Here is a 15,449-nt window from a genome sequence, read left to right on the forward strand (position 1 = left end):
GCAGCCGCCCCTCTGCCGTTCCCGTCTCTCGCGTGGCGTCCTTCCCCCCCCCCCCCCCCCCCCCCCCCCCCCCCCCCCCCCCCCCCCCCCCCGAGGCGGGTGTCAGCCGGCGCAGACCTCGGCGAGGGCGCGGAAGATCAGGGCGGTGGAGGTGGCCCCGGGGTCCTGGTGGCCGATGCTGCGTTCGCCCAGGTAGGAGGCGCGGCCCTTGCGGGCCCGGAGGGGCACGGTGTCGCGGGCGCCCTGCTCGGCGGCCTCGGCGGCGGCCGCCGCCGCCTCGGGCAGGGCCGCGCCGGTGGCGGCCGCGTGGCGGAAGGCCGCGACGGCCGGGGTCCAGGCGTCGACGATGGTCTTGTCCCCGGGCTCGGCCTTGCCGAGGGCGCGGACGGCGTCCAGTCCCGATGCCAGGGCCTCGGCGACGGCGGCCGGGGCGGCGGGCTCGCGCAGGGCGGCGCCGAGGGCGTGGAAGGCCTTGCCGTAGAGCGGGCCGGAGGCGCCGCCGACCTTGGAGATGAGGGTGATGCCGGTCTTGCTGAGGACGGCGCCGGGGCCGGTGGGCCGGAGGCCGTCCAGCGAGCTGACGGCGGCGGTGAAGCCGCGCTGGAGGTTGCTGCCGTGGTCGCCGTCGCCGATCGCGGAGTCCAGTTCGGTGAGCCGGGCCTGCTCCCCGTCGACGGCTGCGGCGATCGCGCGGATCCAGGCCTCGGCGAGCCGGGTGTCGAAGTCCATCGGGCGCGCCCCCGTCAGGCCCGCTTGAGGGCGGGGGTGTCGACCGGGGCGTCCCAGAGTTCCAGGAGCTGGGCGTCGGCCTTGGTGAGGGTGAGTGAGAAGCCGGCCATGTCCAGACTGGTGACGTAGTTGCCGACCAGGCTGCGGGCCACCGTGATGCCGCGTTCGGCGAGCCGGTCGGCGACCTCGCCGTAGACCACGTACAGCTCCAGCAGCGGCGTCCCGCCGAGGCCGTTGAGCAGGGCGATCACCTCGTCGCCCGGGGTCAGGTGGTGGTCGGTGAGGACGGTCTCGACCACCTCGGCGGCCAGCTCACGGGCCGGGCGGAGCTTCTCGCGGCGGCGGCCGGGCTCGCCGTGGATGCCGACACCGACCTCGATCTCGTCCTCGGGCAGGTCGAAGCCGGGCTTGCCGGCGGTCGGGACGGTGGCGGCGGTGAGCGCGATCGCGAAGGAGCGGGAGGCCGCGTTGACCCGCTCGCCCAGGGCGGCCACCTCGTCCAGGGTGGCGCCGCGCTCGGCCAGCGCGCCGGCGGTCTTCTCCACCAGGACGGTCGCACCGGTGCCCCGGCGCCCGGCCGTCCAGGTGGAGTCCTCGACCGCGACGTCGTCGTTCACCAGGACGGTGCGGACCTCCAGACCCTCCTCGGCGGCGAGTTCGGCGGCGAGCTCGAAGTTCATCACGTCACCGGTGTAGTTCTTTACGACGAAGACCACCCCGGCGCCGTTCTCCACCGCCTTGGCGGCGGCCAGCATCTGGTCCGGGACGGGCGAGGTGAAGACCTCGCCGGGGCAGGCTGCGTCGAGCATGCCCGGCCCGACGAAGCCGCCGTGCAGCGGTTCGTGCCCGGAGCCGCCGCCGGAGATCAGCGCGACCTTGGGGGCGGCCGGGCGGCCGGCCCGGGTGATCACCCGGTTGGGGATGTCCACCGACAGCTCGGGATGGGCCGCGGCGACCCCGGCCAGCGCGTCCTCCAGGACGCCCTCCGGGGTGTTGATCAGCTTCTTCAACGCTCTTCGCTCCCTTGGTGGCCTCGGTGCCGGGCGCCGTGGCGGCGGACGCCGCGCGTGGCGGCGGGGCGTGCGGGTCGGTCCGATCGAACGCCCCGGAGCCGACGCTACGCCAGACGGGAGTGCGGGGCGCGGGGTGCGACACGCGCGATCGCGCTCACCCTCCCGGAGTAGCGGGCGGGCCCGTAGGGTCGGGCGCATGACTGAGCGAGTGGGCATTGTTCTGGTTTCGCACAGCGCCACGCTGGCCGCCGGGCTGCGCGAGCTGCTCGCCGAACTCGCCCCGGACGGCGTGCGCGTGCTGGTCGCGGCCGGGACGGAGGACGGCGGGCTCGGGACCAGCTACGAGCTGATCGCCGGAGCGATCGCGGAGGCGGACGACGGGGCGGGTGTGGTCGTGCTGCCGGACCTCGGCAGTTCGGTGCTCACCGCGGTGACCGTACTGGAGGACGAGCCGCGCCCTGGCGTGCGGCTGGTGGACGCGCCGTTCGTAGAGGGCGCGGTTGCGGCCGCCGTCACGGCCTCGACCGGGGCGGGGCTGGCCGAGGTGGTCGCGGCGGCCGAGGAGGCGCGGTCGTTCCGCAAGCTGTAGGAGGCTTGCCGACGGTTCCCGACGGTTCCCGACGGTTCCCGACGGTTCCCGACGGTTCCCGACGGTTCCCGACGGTTCCCGCCGGGCGCGCGGGCTGGTTACTTCGCGTCCGCGTAGCAGTCCACCACCGCCGTGCTGAGCGGGAACCGCACCGGGGTGTCGCCGAACACCAGCCGCCGGGCCTCGTCGGCCGCCTCGGTGACGGCGGCGGCCACCGCGTCCGCCAGGTTGGCCGGGGTGTGCACGATCACCTCGTCGTGCTGGAAGAACACCAGGTGCGGGCGGTCCGCGGGGCCGGCCGCCGGCAGCTCGGCCAGGCGTCGGCGCAGCGCGGCGATCAGGGCGAGTGCCCAGTCGGCGGCGCTGGCCTGGATGACGAAGTTGCGGGTGAACCGGCCGCGGGCGCGGGCGGTGCGGCCGCCGGCCTCGCCGGTGGTGTCGGCCTCGGTGAGGTCGAGGAAGTCGGCGGAGGCGGGCGGGCAGACCCGGCCGAGCCGGGAGGCGACCACGCCGCCGTCCTCGCCGGTGCGGGCGGCGGCCTCGACGTAGCCCATCGCGGCGGGGTAGCGGCGGCGCAGGGTGTTCAGCAGCGGGCCGATGTCGCCGCTGGTCTGCCCGTACATGGCGCCGAGCAGGCCGAGCTTGGCCTTGTCCCGGTCCCCCTGGAAGGCGGTCGCGGCGAGCGCCTCGTAGAGGTCGCCGCCGGCGGCGGTGCGGGCCAGCCCGGCGTCCCCGGAGAGCGCGGCGAGCACCCGCGGCTCCAGTTGGGCGGCGTCGGCGACCACCAGCAGCCAGCCCGGGTCCGCGACCACGGCGCGGCGCAGGATGCGCGGGATCTGCAGGGCGCCGCCGCCGCGGCTGGCCCAACGGCCGGAGACCACACCGCCGACGACGTACTCGGGCCGGAAGCGGCCGCCGCGGGCCCAGGCGTCCTGCCAGGCCCAGCCGTGGGCGACGTGGATCCGGGAGAGCTCCTTGTAACGGAGCAGCAGTCGGGCGGCCGGGTGGTCGACGCCCCTGAGCTCCCAGGAGCGGGTGGAGCCGAGCTGGATGCCGGCCTCCGCGAAGGCACGCAGCACCTGGGTGTGCGAGTCGGGGTTGAACGGCTTGGCGCCCAGCGCCTGCTGGAGCTCGACGGCGAGGTCGGCGAGCCGCCGGGGCTGGGTGCCGGGCACGGTGGGGCGCGGGCCGAGCAGTTCGGTCAGCAGCCGGTCGTGGACGTCGGCGCGCCAGGGCAGGCCGTCGTGGGCCATCTCGGCGGCCGCGAGCGCGCCGGCCGACTCGGCGGCGACCAGCAGCCGGAAGCGCTGCCGGGCGGCCGGGTCGGCGATGGCGGCGATTCGCCGCTGCTGCTCGGCGTGCACGGCCACCACCGCGGCCAACGGGTCGGCGCCGGGCGGCAGTTGCAGCCGGTCGGGGGCGAACAGGGTGTCCTGGCCGTCGTCCGCGTCGGCCAGGCCAGACTCGGGCAGGTCGTCCGGGACGGGCAGGCCACGCAGCCGGGACCAGGCGGCGCCGAGCGAGCGCGGCGCGCCGATGCGGCCCTCGTGGCCCAGCAGCAGGGCCTCGACCAGCCGCAGGTCGTGGCAGCGGGCGAGCCGGTCCGGCAGGCGGGGCAGCAGGGGGGCGTACCCGGAGTCGGCGGCGGCCCAGACCCAGCGGGGCCCGCCCGGGCCGTCGCTCCCGCCGGCCTCCCGGGCGGCCACGGCGGCGGCGAGGTCGCGGACGGCCTCCGGCGGACCGAGCGGCGCCCCGGCGTCGTCCAGCGGCTGGAGGCGGCCGCCGGGGCCGTGCGCGTCGGGCACCAGGGCGGTTCTGGGGGCCACGGTGGCGTCTCCTCTCCGGTGGGCGGTCGGACGTGCGGGTGGGGGCACGGGCGTGCGGGCGACGGGCCCGCGGCGTCGACGTTAACGGGTGGGTCCGACAACCGCGCACAACCGGGCCCCGGAGGCGTATGGGCAGGCCGGGTGACACCGCGTATGGTCGGCGAAATGACCGAGAACCCGTTCTTCACGCCCAGCCCGCTGGTGTACCAACTGCCGCCCTACGCCGAGATCCGGCAGGAGCACTACCTGCCGGCTTACGAGCGCGGGATGGCCGAGCAGCTGGCCGAGATCGCGGCGATCACCGACTCCCCGGAGCTGCCGACCTTCGAGAACACCCTGGTGGCCCTGGAGCGCTCCGGCGAACTGCTGCGCCGGGTGGACGCGGTGTTCCGCAACCAGTCCTCCTCCGACACCACCGACCTGCTGGACGAGGTGGAGGCGAAGGTGAGCCCGCTGCTCGCCGCCCACCACGACGCGATCCACCTGGACCAGCGGCTGTTCGCCCGGATCGAGGCGCTGTACGAGGCCCGGGCCGGCCTGGGGCTGGACCCGGAGTCGCTGCGCCTGCTGGAGCGCCGGTACACCGCCTTCGTCCGCTCCGGCGCCCGGCTCGGCGAGGCCGAGCAGGCCAGGCTGCGCGAACTCAACGCCGAACTGGCCGCGCTGGGCACGACGTTCCAGCAGAACGTGAACGCCGCCACCCGCGCCGCCGCACTCGTGGTGGACTCCGCCGAGGAGCTGGCCGGGCTCTCCTCCGGCGCGATCGCCGCCGCCGCGGAGAACGCCCGGGTGCTCGGCCACGAGGGCAAGTACGTGCTGAGCCTGAAGAGCACCTCCGGCCAGCCCGAACTGGCCCAGCTCAGCGACCGGTCGGTGCGCGAGCGGCTGCTCGCCGCCTCGCTCGCCCGCGGCGGCGAGTCCAACGGCCCGCTGGCGATCCGGATGGCCGCGCTGCGCGCCGAGCGGGCCGCGCTGCTGGGGTACCCGAGCCACGCCGCGTACGTGGTGGCGGACGAGACGGCCGGGACGGTGGAGGCGGTCGCCGGCCTGCTGGCCCGGCTGGTCGAGCCGGCCGTGGCCAACGCCCGCCGGGAGGCCGCCGAGCTGGCCAAGGTGGCGGCCGCGGACGGCGTCGAGGAGATCGCCGCGCACGACTGGGCGTACTACTCGGAGAAGGTCCGGCAGACCTCCTACCAGGTGGACGCGGCGGCGCTGCGCCCGTACTTCGAGCTGGAGCGGGTGCTGAAGGACGGCGTGTTCTTCGCCGCGGAGCTCGCGTACGGACTGCGCTTCACCGAGCGGCCGGAGCTGACGGCGCACCACCCGGACGCCCGGGTCTTCGAGGTGTTCGAGGAGGACGGCGCCTCGCTGGGCCTGTTCATCGGCGACTTCCACACCCGGGCGTCCAAGCGCGGCGGCGCCTGGATGGACGAGCTGGTCAGCCAGTCGGGGCTGACCGGACGGCGGGCGGTGGTGCTGAACAACCTCAACGTCGCGCGCCCGGCGCCCGGCGAGCCGGCCCTGCTCAGCTGGGACGAGGTGCGCACGCTCTTCCACGAGTTCGGGCACGCGCTGCACGGGCTGTTCTCGGACGTCACCTACCCGCTGTTCGCCGGTACGGCGGTGCCGCGGGACTTCGTGGAGTTCCCCTCGCAGGTCAACGAGATGTGGATGGTCCGGCCGGAGGTGCTGGCCAACTACGCCCGCCACCACGAGACCGGGGAGCCGCTGCCGGCCGGGCTGGTCGGTCGGATGACGGCCGCCGAGGGCTTCGGGCAGGGCTTCCGGACGGTGGAGTACCTGGCCGCGACGCTGCTGGACTGGGCGTGGCACACCCTGCCGCAGGGCGCCGAGGTCGCGGACGCCGGGGAGTTCGAGGCGCGGGCGCTGGCGGAGGCGGGGATCGTCGTCCCGGCGATCCCGCCGCGTTACCGCACGACGTACTTCCAGCACATCTTCTCCAGCGGCTACAGCGCCGGGTACTACGCGTACATCTGGTCCGAGGTGCTGGACGCGGACACCGTGCAGTGGTTCGAGACCAACGGGAAGCCGGTGCGGGACAGCGGTGAGCTGTTCCGGCGGGAGCTGCTGGCGCGCGGCTTCAGCCGCGACCCGCTGGAGTCCTTCCGCGCGGTGGTCGGCCGGGCGCCGGAGACCGGGCCGCTGCTGGCCCGCCGGGGGCTGGCCTGATCGTCACCGGGGTGTGAGCGCGACCGTCACCGGGGTGCCCGGGCGGGCGTGCGGGAGGCGGAGCCGGACCGTTCCCGCCCGTCCGTCCGAAGGCTGCTCGACCTCGGTGCGGGCGCCGGCGGGGGAGACGGCGATCCGGGCGCCGCGCGGGAACGCGGCGGCCGGCAGCACCAGTTCGGTGGTGTGCCCGGTGCCGTCGGCGATCCAGCGGACGGTGGTGCCGTTGGTGCCGGTGGTGCCGGTGGTGCTGAGATCGGTGCCGGGGCCGGTGTGGACGTCGGTGCCGGCGACGGCCACCGGGTACGGGCCGAAGGAGGGCCCGTCCCCGGGAGCCGGGCGCCCGGCCGGGTCGAGCGCGCAGTAGCCGCCGGTGCCGCGGCACCAGTACCACATGGTCCAGCCCTCGGCGAAGGCGTCCATCGCGGCGACCTGCCGGCGGACCAGCAGGGTGTTGCCCGGGGTGCGGGAGTCGGGCGGGCCCCACTCGCCGACCAGCACCGGCAGGCGGTTCGCGGTGGGGTAGCCGGTGATCGCGGCGGCGTACCGCTCGACGAAGCCGTCGGCGGGGTCCCAGTCGGCGCCGTTCTCCACCGCGGTGTCGTAGAAGTGCGGGGCGTAGCCGAGCCGGGGCGCGCCCGGGCGGGGGTCGGTGAAGCCGGGCAGCCTGGTCGGCACGCCCTGGCCGACCAGGACGGTCGGTTCGACGAACAGCCAGGCGCGGGAGTCGACCCGGCGCACGGCGGTGATCAGCCGGCGGTACATGTCGGCGAGCCGGCCCTGCTCCAGGGCGGCGGAGGCGGCGGCCAGGACGGCCGGGTCGCTCGGGTCGCCGTCCACCGGGCCGAACGGCTCGTTGAACAGGTCGTAGCCCAACAGTGAAGGGTGGCCGCGCAGTTCGCGGGCCAGCCGGGTGTAGAAGTCGGCCTGCCAGGTGCGCAGGTCGGGGTCGTCGTAGAGGTGGCGGAAGGCGGCCTGGACGGCGGGCTGGAAGTAGCCGGCGAACCAGTCGTGGGGGTCGGGGGTGAAGGGCAGGCCGTCGTCGCGGGTGGCCCAGAGCGGGATGCCGTTGGTGCCGCCGCCGAACTTCGGCCCGTAGACGTCCTGGTGGAAGTCGACCAGGACGAGCAGGCCCAACTGGTCGGCCCGGGTGAGGAGTTGCTGGAGGCGGTGGAGTTCGGCGGGGTCGAGGCGGCCGCGCTCGGGCTCCAGCCTGGTCCAGGAGACCGGCAGCCGGACCAGGGTGAAGCCCTGGGCGGCGAGGGAGTCGAGGTCGGCCCCGGTCGCTTCGGCGTACTTGTCGAGGTTGAAGCCGCGCAGCTGGAGGTGGCGGCCCAGGGCGTCGGTGAGCGCGGTGCGGCCGTTCGGAGCGGTGGCCGTCCCGGTGGGGAAGCGGTCCGGAGGTCCGCCGTGGGCGGCGGCCGAGGCCGGGGCGGCGGCGCCGGTGCCGGTGCCGGCAGGCAGGGTGGCGGTGGCGGCGAGCAGCAGGGCAACGGCGGTGCGGCGCAGGCGCATCGGGACCTCGCACGGCGGAGGGTGGGGGCCCGATGATGCCCGTGGCGCGGGGTGCGGCACAAGGGCCGTGCACCCGAGGGAAGTTCAGGTCGCGGCAGTTCAGGTCGCGGCGGGTCGGTCCACGGCGCGCCCCGGGGCGGGCTCGGCCGGCCCGCTGGGCAGGAGGGCGGTGGGCAGGTCGGCGGCGGCGGCCAGCCGGCCCCAGAGCAGGTCGGCCAGGGCCTGCACCATGCGGGTGCGCGAACAGGGCTTGCTCTCCAGCCACCAGTCCCCGGCGGCCAGTACCATGCCGGTGATGCCCCGGCCCCAGGCCTCGGCGAGCAGGTCGCGGTCGGCGCCGAGGTCGATCTGGCTCTGGACGGACCGGGTGATCTCCTCGGCGATCTGCCGCAGGGCGGGGGCGAGCGCGTTGCCGGCGCCGCTCGGGTCGCCGGGCTCGGGGTGGGTGAGCAGGCGGTAGACCTGCGGCCGGGCCTCGATCCCGGCGAGGTAGGTGTCCAGGACGTGCTCGACCCGGTCGCGGCGTTCCAGCGGTTCGGCCAGGGCGGCCCGGATCGCGGCCAGCAGGCCGCTGGTGTGGCGCTCGGTGAGGGCTCCGATCAGGCCGTTCCGGTCGCCGAAGTGCCGGTAGAGGATCGGTTTGGTGATGCCGGCCTCGGCGGCGATGGCGTTCATGCTGGCGCCCGGTCCCTCGCGCTGGATGACCCGGTCGGCGGCGTTGAGCAGCTGCTCGCGGCGGGGCTCTCGGGACATGCGCTGCTCCTCGGGTGCTGGGGGGTGCTGGGCGTTGACACCGGTTACCAATCAGTAGCAGACTCCGACGATGTTACCTGAGGTAACACCCCGGTCGGCCGTACCCCTTCTTCGGAGGAAAGCACCATGAGCAGCACGTTCTCGCTGGACCCGGGCGCGGACCAGCTCGCCGTACGCGACTGGCTGCACGGCTTCGCCGCCGACGTGATGCGCCCGGCCGCCGCCGAGTGGGACGAGCGCGAGGAGACCCCCTGGCCGATCATCCAGGAGGCCGCCAAGCTCGGCATCTACTCCCTGGACTTCTACGCCCAGCAGTACTTCGACCCCTCCGGCGTCGGCATCCCGATCGCCATGGAGGAGCTGTTCTGGGGTGACGCGGGCCTCGGACTGTCCATCGTGGGCACCACGCTCGCCGCCGTCGCGGTGCTGGCCAACGGCACCGACGAGCAGATCGGCACCTGGACCCCGCAGATGTTCGGCACCCCGGACGACGTCAAGGTGGCCGCCTTCTGCTCCTCCGAGCCGGACGCCGGCTCCGACGTGGGCGCGCTGCGCACCCGGGCCGTCTACGACCAGGCCAAGGACGAGTGGGTGCTCAACGGCACCAAGACCTGGGCCACCAACGGCGGGATCGCCGCCGTGCACGTCGTGGTCGCGAGCGTCGACCCGGAGCTCGGCACGCGCGGACACGCCTCCTTCGTCGTCCCGCCGGGAACGCCGGGGCTGAGCCAGGGCCAGAAGTTCAAGAAGCACGGCATCCGCGCCTCGCACACCGCCGAGGTGGTGCTCGACGGCGTCCGGGTGCCCGGCAGCTGCCTGCTCGGCGGCAAGGAGAAGCTGGACGAGCGGTTGGCCCGGGCCCGCGAGGGCGTCAAGCGCTCCGGCGGCAGGGGCAACGCGGCGATGGCCACCTTCGAGGCCTCCCGCCCGGCCGTCGGCGCGCAGGCCATCGGCATCGCCCGGGCCGCGTACGAGGTGGCGCTGGACTACGCGAAGACCCGCGAGCAGTTCGGCCGTCCGATCATCGACAACCAGGGCGTGGCCTTCCAACTCGCCGACATGAAGACCCGGATCGACGCGGCCCGGCTGCTGGTGTGGCGGGCGTCCTGGATGGCGGCCAACAACCAGCCGTTCACGGCGGCCGAGGGCTCGATGTCCAAGCTGTACGCGGGCGAGACGGCCAAGTCCGTCACCGCGCAGGCGATGCAGATCCTGGGCGGCAACGGCTTCACCCGGGAGTACCCGGTGGAGCGGATGCACCGGGACAGCGCGATCTACTCGATCTTCGAGGGGACCAGCGAGATCCAGCGGCTGGTCATCGCCCGGGCGATCTCCGGGATGCCGATCCGCTGACCGGCGAGCCGGCCGGCCGCATTTCGCCCCCCGGCGAGCGAGCGGGCCCGGAACCGCCGGCGGGCTACCGGGCCAGCCAGAAGGTGAGCCCGGCGGTGACCGCGCCCACCACCGCGCCCACGGCCGTCTGCGCGGTGGTGTGGTCCCGCAGGACCACCCGGGACCAGCCGATCACCGCGACCAGCGGGTAGAGCAGCAGCCACAGCGGGCCGAGTGCGATGCCGAGGCAGACCACCGCGCCGGAGGCCACGGCGGTGTGCACGGAGACCTTCCACCAGACGGTGATCACCAGGATGGGAACCAGCGAGGCGAACATCGCCGCCACCATCGCGGTGAGGTCGGCGGGGGCGTCAAGTCCGATCATCAGCGCGAAGCTGGTCAGCACCGAGCCCATGATGAACGGGATGACGGTCAGCCGGCGGCGGCGGTGCCCGACGTGGCGGTCCTCCAGGGTGCCCTTGCGGATGCCGCGCTGGATGAACAGGGTGGGGATGACGGCGGCGAACAGCGCCGCGAAGGCGCCCCAGCCGAGGCCGGTCAGGCCGTAGCGCAGACCGCCGAGCAGCAGGCAGACCGCGATGATCACGTTCTTCGGCTCGACGCCGTCGGTGACCCGCCGGGCCCAGGTCGTCCGGCTGGCGGGGATGGTCGCGGCCTCGGTGGTCATCGGGATGCGTGCTCCGGTGGAGAAGGGTGGTCGGCGGCTCGGCGTCGGTCGGATGATCGTACGTGAGCCGCCCGCGCCCCCGCCCGACCGGACCGGGCCGGAGTGGACCGGAGTGGGGCGGGGGCCGGATTTTGGAGCGGGGCGGGGTCAGAAGCGGGGCGGGCGGCCCTCCAGGAAGGCGGCCAGGCCCTCGTGCACGTCCGAGGCCTCCCGGGAGCGCCGTTCCCAGGGCTCCAGCGCCTCGGCCGCGCGCTCCGGCGGGACGGCCAGCGCGGACTTGACCGCGCCGATGGTCTGGGTCGAGCGGGTGGTCAGCAGCCGGGCGAACTCTAGGGCGGCGGCGTCCAGTTCGGAGACCGGCAGGACCTTCTCCGCGAGGCCGAACGGCAGTGCGTCCCGCCCGGACACCAACTCGCCGGAGAACAGCAGGTACTTGGCCCGGGCCGGGCCGACCAGCCGGGCCAGCCGCACCGTCGGCACTGCCGGGTAGACCACGCCGAGCTTGGCCGGGGTGATCCCCAGTCGGGCGTTGTCGGCGACGAAGCGCAGGTCGCAGGCGACGGCCAGCTGGCAGCCGCCGCCCACGCAGGCGCCGTGCACCACGGCGATCGTCGGGTGGGGGAAGGCCGCGAGTGCCTCCTCGGCGGCCACGTTGATCGCGTGGTAGGCGTGCGCGCGCTGCGGATCGCCGTAGACCTCGGCCAGTTCGGTGATGTCCGCGCCGGCGCTGAAGGTGTTCCCCGCGCCGGTCAGCAGCAGGGCGCGCACCCTCTCCTGCCCGGCGATCCGCGCCAGGGCCTCAGGTAGCGCCTGCCAGATGGCCAGGGTCACCGCGTTGCGGCGGTGCGGGCGGGCGATCTCCAGCACCGCGACGCCGTCCTCGCCGACGTAGGCGTTCAGGCCGTCGGCCTGGGCGGGCAGGGTGGAGCGGTCCCGCGTGAGCAGTGGCTGGTCCATGCGCACCTCCGGTCGGTCGTGGTGCGCCCACTCTCTCAGGCGGTGCCGGCGCAGTAGTCGCCGAGGCCGTGTTCGACCAGGGCGAAGGCACGGCGGGCCTCGTCCAGCGCGGCGGGCAGGGCGTCGGCGGCGCGTTCGCCGGACAGCATCCGCCGGTGGTTGCCGCCGATCAGGGTCAGTCGGACGGCGAGCAGCTGGGCGGCGGCGATCCGGGCGGTCAGCTCGTCGTGGGCCGGGTCCTGGGCGAGCAGTTCCGCGGCGAGCAGGGACTGGGCGCGCTGGTCGAAGGCGGCGGCGGCACGCAGGGCGAGCGCCGGGGTCGTGTGGACCAGCCGGATCAAGTCCAACACCACCTGGTCGTCGTTCAGGCCGGTGGCAGGGTCCCGCTTCTCCAGCGCGGTGAGGAAGTGCTCGCGCAGCGCGGCGACCGCCGAGGTGCCCGGGGCACGCTCGCGCACCACCCTGGCCGGCTCGTCGAGGTGCTGTTCCATCGGGCCCATGACCAGGTCTTCCTTGGTGGGGAAGTAGTTGAAGACGGTCATCTTGGACACCTCGGCCGCAGCTGCGATCTCGGCCACCGACACCTGGTCGAAACCGCGTTCGGCGAACAGCCGGACGGCCGTCCGGAAGATCCGGAGGCCGGTCTGGATCTTCTTGCGCTCGCGCAGCGGGAGCGCGTCGAGGTCGCGGGCGGGGCCGAGGTCCAAGCCGGAGTGGATCGCCATGGGCCGACTGTACCAGGATCAAACCTTGACCAGGGCTAAGCATGAGCCGAGCTGAAAGATTGTCTCAGCTGAAGAATTGACTCAGTCCAAGTGGGCTGCCATGGTGGTGGCGAGCCCGCCGGACCATGCCGGCCGCGGCCGAACTCCACCGAATCCGGGGGGACTTACCGATGGCATCCGCCGCTCCGAACACACCCGTCCAGGCCGGGACCGGCCCGATGACGGCCGCCCGACGCACGCTGGGCCTGCTGCTCTGCCTGGCCACGATCGTGCTGGCCGTCCTCGACTCGAACATCGTCTCGGCGGCCACCGTGCCGATCGTCCGGGACCTCGACCCCGTCCACGGCGTCGACCGGCTGCCCTGGCTGGTGAGCGCCTTCGCGCTGGCCGCCACCGCGCTGCTGCCGCTCTACGGCAAGCTCTGCGACGTCTACGGCGCCAAGCGGGTGCTGCTGGGTGCGCTCGGCGCCTTCCTGCTCGGCTCGGCGCTGTGCGGGGCCGCGCAGTCGATGGACCAGCTGATCGCCTTCCGGGCCGTCCAGGGCATCGGAGGCGGCGGGCTGATGAGCGTCACCATGGTGGTCATCGCCCACCTCCAGGACCCTGAGGAGCGCGGCAGCGGCAAGGGCGGCGCGATGGGCGGCATCGTCACGGGCCTGGGCATGGCCGTCGGCCCGCTGGTCGGCGCGCTGTTCACCGACCACCTCGGCTGGCGCTGGATCTTCTACATCAACCTGCCGCTCGGCCTGCTCGTGGTGGCCGGCGTCGCCCTGGTGATCAAGCTGCCGCAGAGCGCGCACCGACGCGGCCTTGACTTCCTCGGCGCCACGCTGGCCGCCGCCTTCGCCACCGGCCTGCTGTTGGTCACCGAATGGGGCGGCAAGGACTACGCCTGGACCTCCCCGCAGATCACCGGCCTGTCCGCCGCCACCCTGGCCGCCCTTGGGCTGTTCCTCTGGCGCCAGGCCACCGCCGCCGAACCGGTGCTGCCGCTCTCGCTTTTCCGGATCCCGGTCGTGCGGATCGGCTTCGCCGTCCAGGGCCTGGTCGGAATGGGCATGACCGGCTCGATCGTCTACGTGATGATCTACCTGCAGGTCGCCCGGGGGATCGCCCCGACCACGGCGAGCCTCTACCTGATGCCGATGGCGGCCGGGATGACCGGAGTCGGTCTGCTGGCCACCCGGCTGATCGCCCGAGGCCGGTCGCCGCGCACCTTCCTGACGGCCGGCGCCGCCTCCGGGACGCTGGCCCTGGTGCTGCTCGGGCTCAGCGGGCCGGACACCCCGCTGTGGGCGGTGGGTGCGGAACTCGCCCTGCTCGGCGCCGGGTTCGGCCAGCTGATCGGACAGCTGATCACGCTGGTGCAGGACACCGCCCCGCGCCACCAGCTCGGCGTGGCGACCAGCGGCATCCGGTTCTTCCAGACCCTCGGCGGGGCGCTGGGCGCGGCGCTCTTCGGCACCCTGTTGGCCCGGGTCTTCGAGGCCGGTGAGCCGGGGCGGCCGCTCGGAGCGGTGCGGGTGCTGACGGGCGCGGCCCGGGAGCACGTGGTGCGCAGCTTCACCGACGCGGTGGACGTGGTGTTCCTGTCGGCGGGCGGCGTGATGGCGCTCGTGCTGGTGCTGGCACTGCGGCTGCGGTCGGCGGAGGCGGCGGCGGGGACGGCCGGGGAGCCGGTGCTGGCCGCCTGAGCCGGAGTCAGGGCGGGGGGGGGGGGGGACCCCCCCCCCCCCCCCCCCCCCCCCCCCCCCCCCCCCCCCCCCCCCGGTACGTCCGGTCCGCTCCGGTTCGGTGCCGCCGGGTCCCGCGTCAGGCCTTCGCGGCGGCCCACTCGGGGGCCAGGATCGCCCAGATCTCCTTGTCGTGGCGCACCCCGTCGTGCAGGAACCACTCGCGCAGCACGCCGTCCCGCCGCATGCCGACCCGCTCGGCCACCGCTCGGCTGCGGGCGTTGACGGCCGAGCACCACCACTCCGCGCGGTGCAGGCCGCGGGTGACGAAGGCGTAGTCGAGCAGCTGCCGCACGGCGGCGGTGACCAGGCCGCCGCCCTCGCCGGCCGGCTCGGTCCAGGCGCCGATCTCGCAGTTGCCGGTCTTGGTGCTGAAGTGCACGAACATCACGCCGCCGACCAGCGTGCCGTCCCGCCAGATGCCGTAGATCCGGCGCTCGTCGACCGCCTGGCCGTCGGCGTAGCGCTGGAGGGTGGCGCGGGCCGAGTCCAGGTCGGTGGAGAAGGTGGCCCACGGGATCCACGGGTCGGTGTGGGACCGGGCACGGTCGATGTGGGCCAGGAACTCGGGGGCCTGCCAGGGCTCCAGCGGGCGCAGTTCGGCGTTCTCGGCGAGCGGTACGGAAAACACGGGCGGGCCTTTCAGGGTGGGGCGCGAGGCACGGAGTGCGGCGCGGGTGGTGGAGTGGTGCGCGGGCTGTCGGCCCTCATTCATAACAAACGTTTGGTATGTACGATAGCCCCCATGACGCCAGCCCGTGGAGACCATGACGCCCGCCGCTCGGAAGTCTCCGAGGGGGTGTGGCGGGTGCTCTCCACCAAGGGCTTCGAGGGGTTGACGCTGCGCGCGGTGGCGGCCGAACTGGGCGCTTCCACTGGGCTGTTGACGCACTACTTCCCGAACAAGCGGGCACTGCTGAGCCATGCGCTGGAGGAGCTCGACCGGCGGTCGGCGGCCCGGCCCCGGCGCGCCGCCCCCGTCGACGGCACCCCGCCGCCGGTCGGGCTGGCCCGGCTGCGGGCCGCACTGCTCGACGTGCTGCCGCTGGACGAGGCGGCCGTGGCGGGCAACCGGATCTGGGTGGGCTCCTGGGACGTCGCCCTGGCCGATCCGGAGCTGGCGGCCGCGCACGCGGGCCGTTACGCCCGCTCCCGGGAGGCGCTGACGGCGCACGTGGCGGACGCCCAGCGGCTCGGCGAGCTCCCGGCCGGGGCGGACCCCGCCGGGCTGGCGGCGGGGGCGCAGGCGTTCGCGCTGGGGCTGGTGGTGCAGGCGCTGTTCGCCCCGGCGGAGTTCCCGGCCGAGCGGCAGATCGCCCTGCTCGACGCCTATCTGGCCGGATTGGCGGGCTGACCGGCAAGGCCGGCGGCCCGGCTCCCGAGGTGCTTTCCCGGGGCGGTT

The 15,449-nt window shown here is 74.7% G+C and carries 14 protein-coding genes; 5 read left to right on the top strand and 9 right to left on the bottom strand.

The annotated features are described in order from the left end of the window. Nucleotides 1-102: 102 nt before the first annotated feature. Together dhaL and dhaK are read right to left on the bottom strand one after the other, a co-directional pair. The gene (gene dhaL / locus ACZ4WV_RS24810; RefSeq protein WP_465750254.1) at nucleotides 103-729 is read right to left on the bottom strand and encodes a dihydroxyacetone kinase subunit DhaL; all 627 of its coding nucleotides are present in this window, start codon (nucleotides 727-729) and stop codon (nucleotides 103-105) included. Between the two features lie 14 nt (nucleotides 730-743). Then, nucleotides 744-1,739 carry a dihydroxyacetone kinase subunit DhaK gene (dhaK, locus tag ACZ4WV_RS24815; protein ID WP_465750256.1) on the bottom strand — a complete coding sequence of 332 codons (996 nt, stop codon included), beginning with the start codon at nucleotides 1,737-1,739 and terminating at the stop codon, nucleotides 744-746. Between the two features lie 199 nt (nucleotides 1,740-1,938). On the opposite strand from dhaK, the gene dhaM reads away from it, so the two are divergent. Beyond that, nucleotides 1,939-2,331 carry a dihydroxyacetone kinase phosphoryl donor subunit DhaM gene (gene dhaM, locus ACZ4WV_RS24820; protein WP_465750258.1) on the top strand — a complete coding sequence of 131 codons (393 nt, stop codon included), beginning with the start codon at nucleotides 1,939-1,941 and terminating at the stop codon, nucleotides 2,329-2,331. A gap of 98 nt (nucleotides 2,332-2,429) precedes the next feature. Here the strand turns inward: dhaM and ACZ4WV_RS24825 are convergent, their stop codons facing one another. Continuing rightward, nucleotides 2,430-4,157, bottom strand: a complete 1,728-nt coding sequence (locus ACZ4WV_RS24825; protein WP_465750260.1) for a bifunctional 3'-5' exonuclease/DNA polymerase — start codon at nucleotides 4,155-4,157, stop codon at nucleotides 2,430-2,432. Between the two features lie 165 nt (nucleotides 4,158-4,322). Here ACZ4WV_RS24825 and ACZ4WV_RS24830 point away from each other — a divergent pair, with 165 nt between their 5' ends. Further along, nucleotides 4,323-6,347, top strand: a complete 2,025-nt coding sequence (locus tag ACZ4WV_RS24830) for a M3 family metallopeptidase (protein ID WP_465750262.1) — start codon at nucleotides 4,323-4,325, stop codon at nucleotides 6,345-6,347. A 3-nt stretch (nucleotides 6,348-6,350) separates the two neighbouring features. Here the strand turns inward: ACZ4WV_RS24830 and ACZ4WV_RS24835 are convergent, their stop codons facing one another. Together ACZ4WV_RS24835 and ACZ4WV_RS24840 are read right to left on the bottom strand one after the other, a co-directional pair. Beyond that, nucleotides 6,351-7,859 (bottom strand): cellulase family glycosylhydrolase, encoded by a 1,509-nt coding sequence (locus tag ACZ4WV_RS24835; protein WP_465750264.1) that lies wholly within the window; start codon nucleotides 7,857-7,859, stop codon nucleotides 6,351-6,353. Nucleotides 7,860-7,958: 99 nt separating this feature from the next. Beyond that, nucleotides 7,959-8,612: a TetR family transcriptional regulator gene (locus ACZ4WV_RS24840; protein ID WP_465750266.1), complete on the bottom strand. Its 654-nt coding sequence runs from the start codon at nucleotides 8,610-8,612 to the stop codon at nucleotides 7,959-7,961. Nucleotides 8,613-8,738: 126 nt separating this feature from the next. Here ACZ4WV_RS24840 and ACZ4WV_RS24845 point away from each other — a divergent pair, with 126 nt between their 5' ends. Next, nucleotides 8,739-9,965: an acyl-CoA dehydrogenase family protein gene (locus ACZ4WV_RS24845; RefSeq protein WP_465750268.1), complete on the top strand. Its 1,227-nt coding sequence runs from the start codon at nucleotides 8,739-8,741 to the stop codon at nucleotides 9,963-9,965. Between the two features lie 64 nt (nucleotides 9,966-10,029). Here the strand turns inward: ACZ4WV_RS24845 and ACZ4WV_RS24850 are convergent, their stop codons facing one another. The 3 genes from ACZ4WV_RS24850 to ACZ4WV_RS24860 form a co-directional block, all read right to left on the bottom strand. After that, nucleotides 10,030-10,632: a hypothetical protein gene (locus ACZ4WV_RS24850; protein ID WP_465750270.1), complete on the bottom strand. Its 603-nt coding sequence runs from the start codon at nucleotides 10,630-10,632 to the stop codon at nucleotides 10,030-10,032. Between the two features lie 147 nt (nucleotides 10,633-10,779). Further along, nucleotides 10,780-11,589 carry an enoyl-CoA hydratase/isomerase family protein gene (locus tag ACZ4WV_RS24855; RefSeq protein WP_465750271.1) on the bottom strand — a complete coding sequence of 270 codons (810 nt, stop codon included), beginning with the start codon at nucleotides 11,587-11,589 and terminating at the stop codon, nucleotides 10,780-10,782. 35 nt (nucleotides 11,590-11,624) lie between these two features. Beyond that, nucleotides 11,625-12,314, bottom strand: coding sequence for a TetR/AcrR family transcriptional regulator (locus ACZ4WV_RS24860; RefSeq protein ID WP_465750273.1), 690 nt, complete (start codon nucleotides 12,312-12,314; stop codon nucleotides 11,625-11,627). A 170-nt stretch (nucleotides 12,315-12,484) separates the two neighbouring features. On the opposite strand from ACZ4WV_RS24860, the gene ACZ4WV_RS24865 reads away from it, so the two are divergent. Then, nucleotides 12,485-14,008: an MFS transporter gene (locus ACZ4WV_RS24865; protein WP_465750275.1), complete on the top strand. Its 1,524-nt coding sequence runs from the start codon at nucleotides 12,485-12,487 to the stop codon at nucleotides 14,006-14,008. Between the two features lie 118 nt (nucleotides 14,009-14,126). Here the strand turns inward: ACZ4WV_RS24865 and ACZ4WV_RS24870 are convergent, their stop codons facing one another. Beyond that, nucleotides 14,127-14,678, bottom strand: coding sequence for a GNAT family N-acetyltransferase (locus ACZ4WV_RS24870; RefSeq protein WP_465750277.1), 552 nt, complete (start codon nucleotides 14,676-14,678; stop codon nucleotides 14,127-14,129). A 114-nt stretch (nucleotides 14,679-14,792) separates the two neighbouring features. On the opposite strand from ACZ4WV_RS24870, the gene ACZ4WV_RS24875 reads away from it, so the two are divergent. Beyond that, nucleotides 14,793-15,401 carry a TetR/AcrR family transcriptional regulator gene (locus ACZ4WV_RS24875; protein WP_465750279.1) on the top strand — a complete coding sequence of 203 codons (609 nt, stop codon included), beginning with the start codon at nucleotides 14,793-14,795 and terminating at the stop codon, nucleotides 15,399-15,401. The last annotated feature ends 48 nt before the right edge of the window (nucleotides 15,402-15,449 follow it).

This window comes from Kitasatospora sp. NPDC029312 (assembly GCF_055569215.1).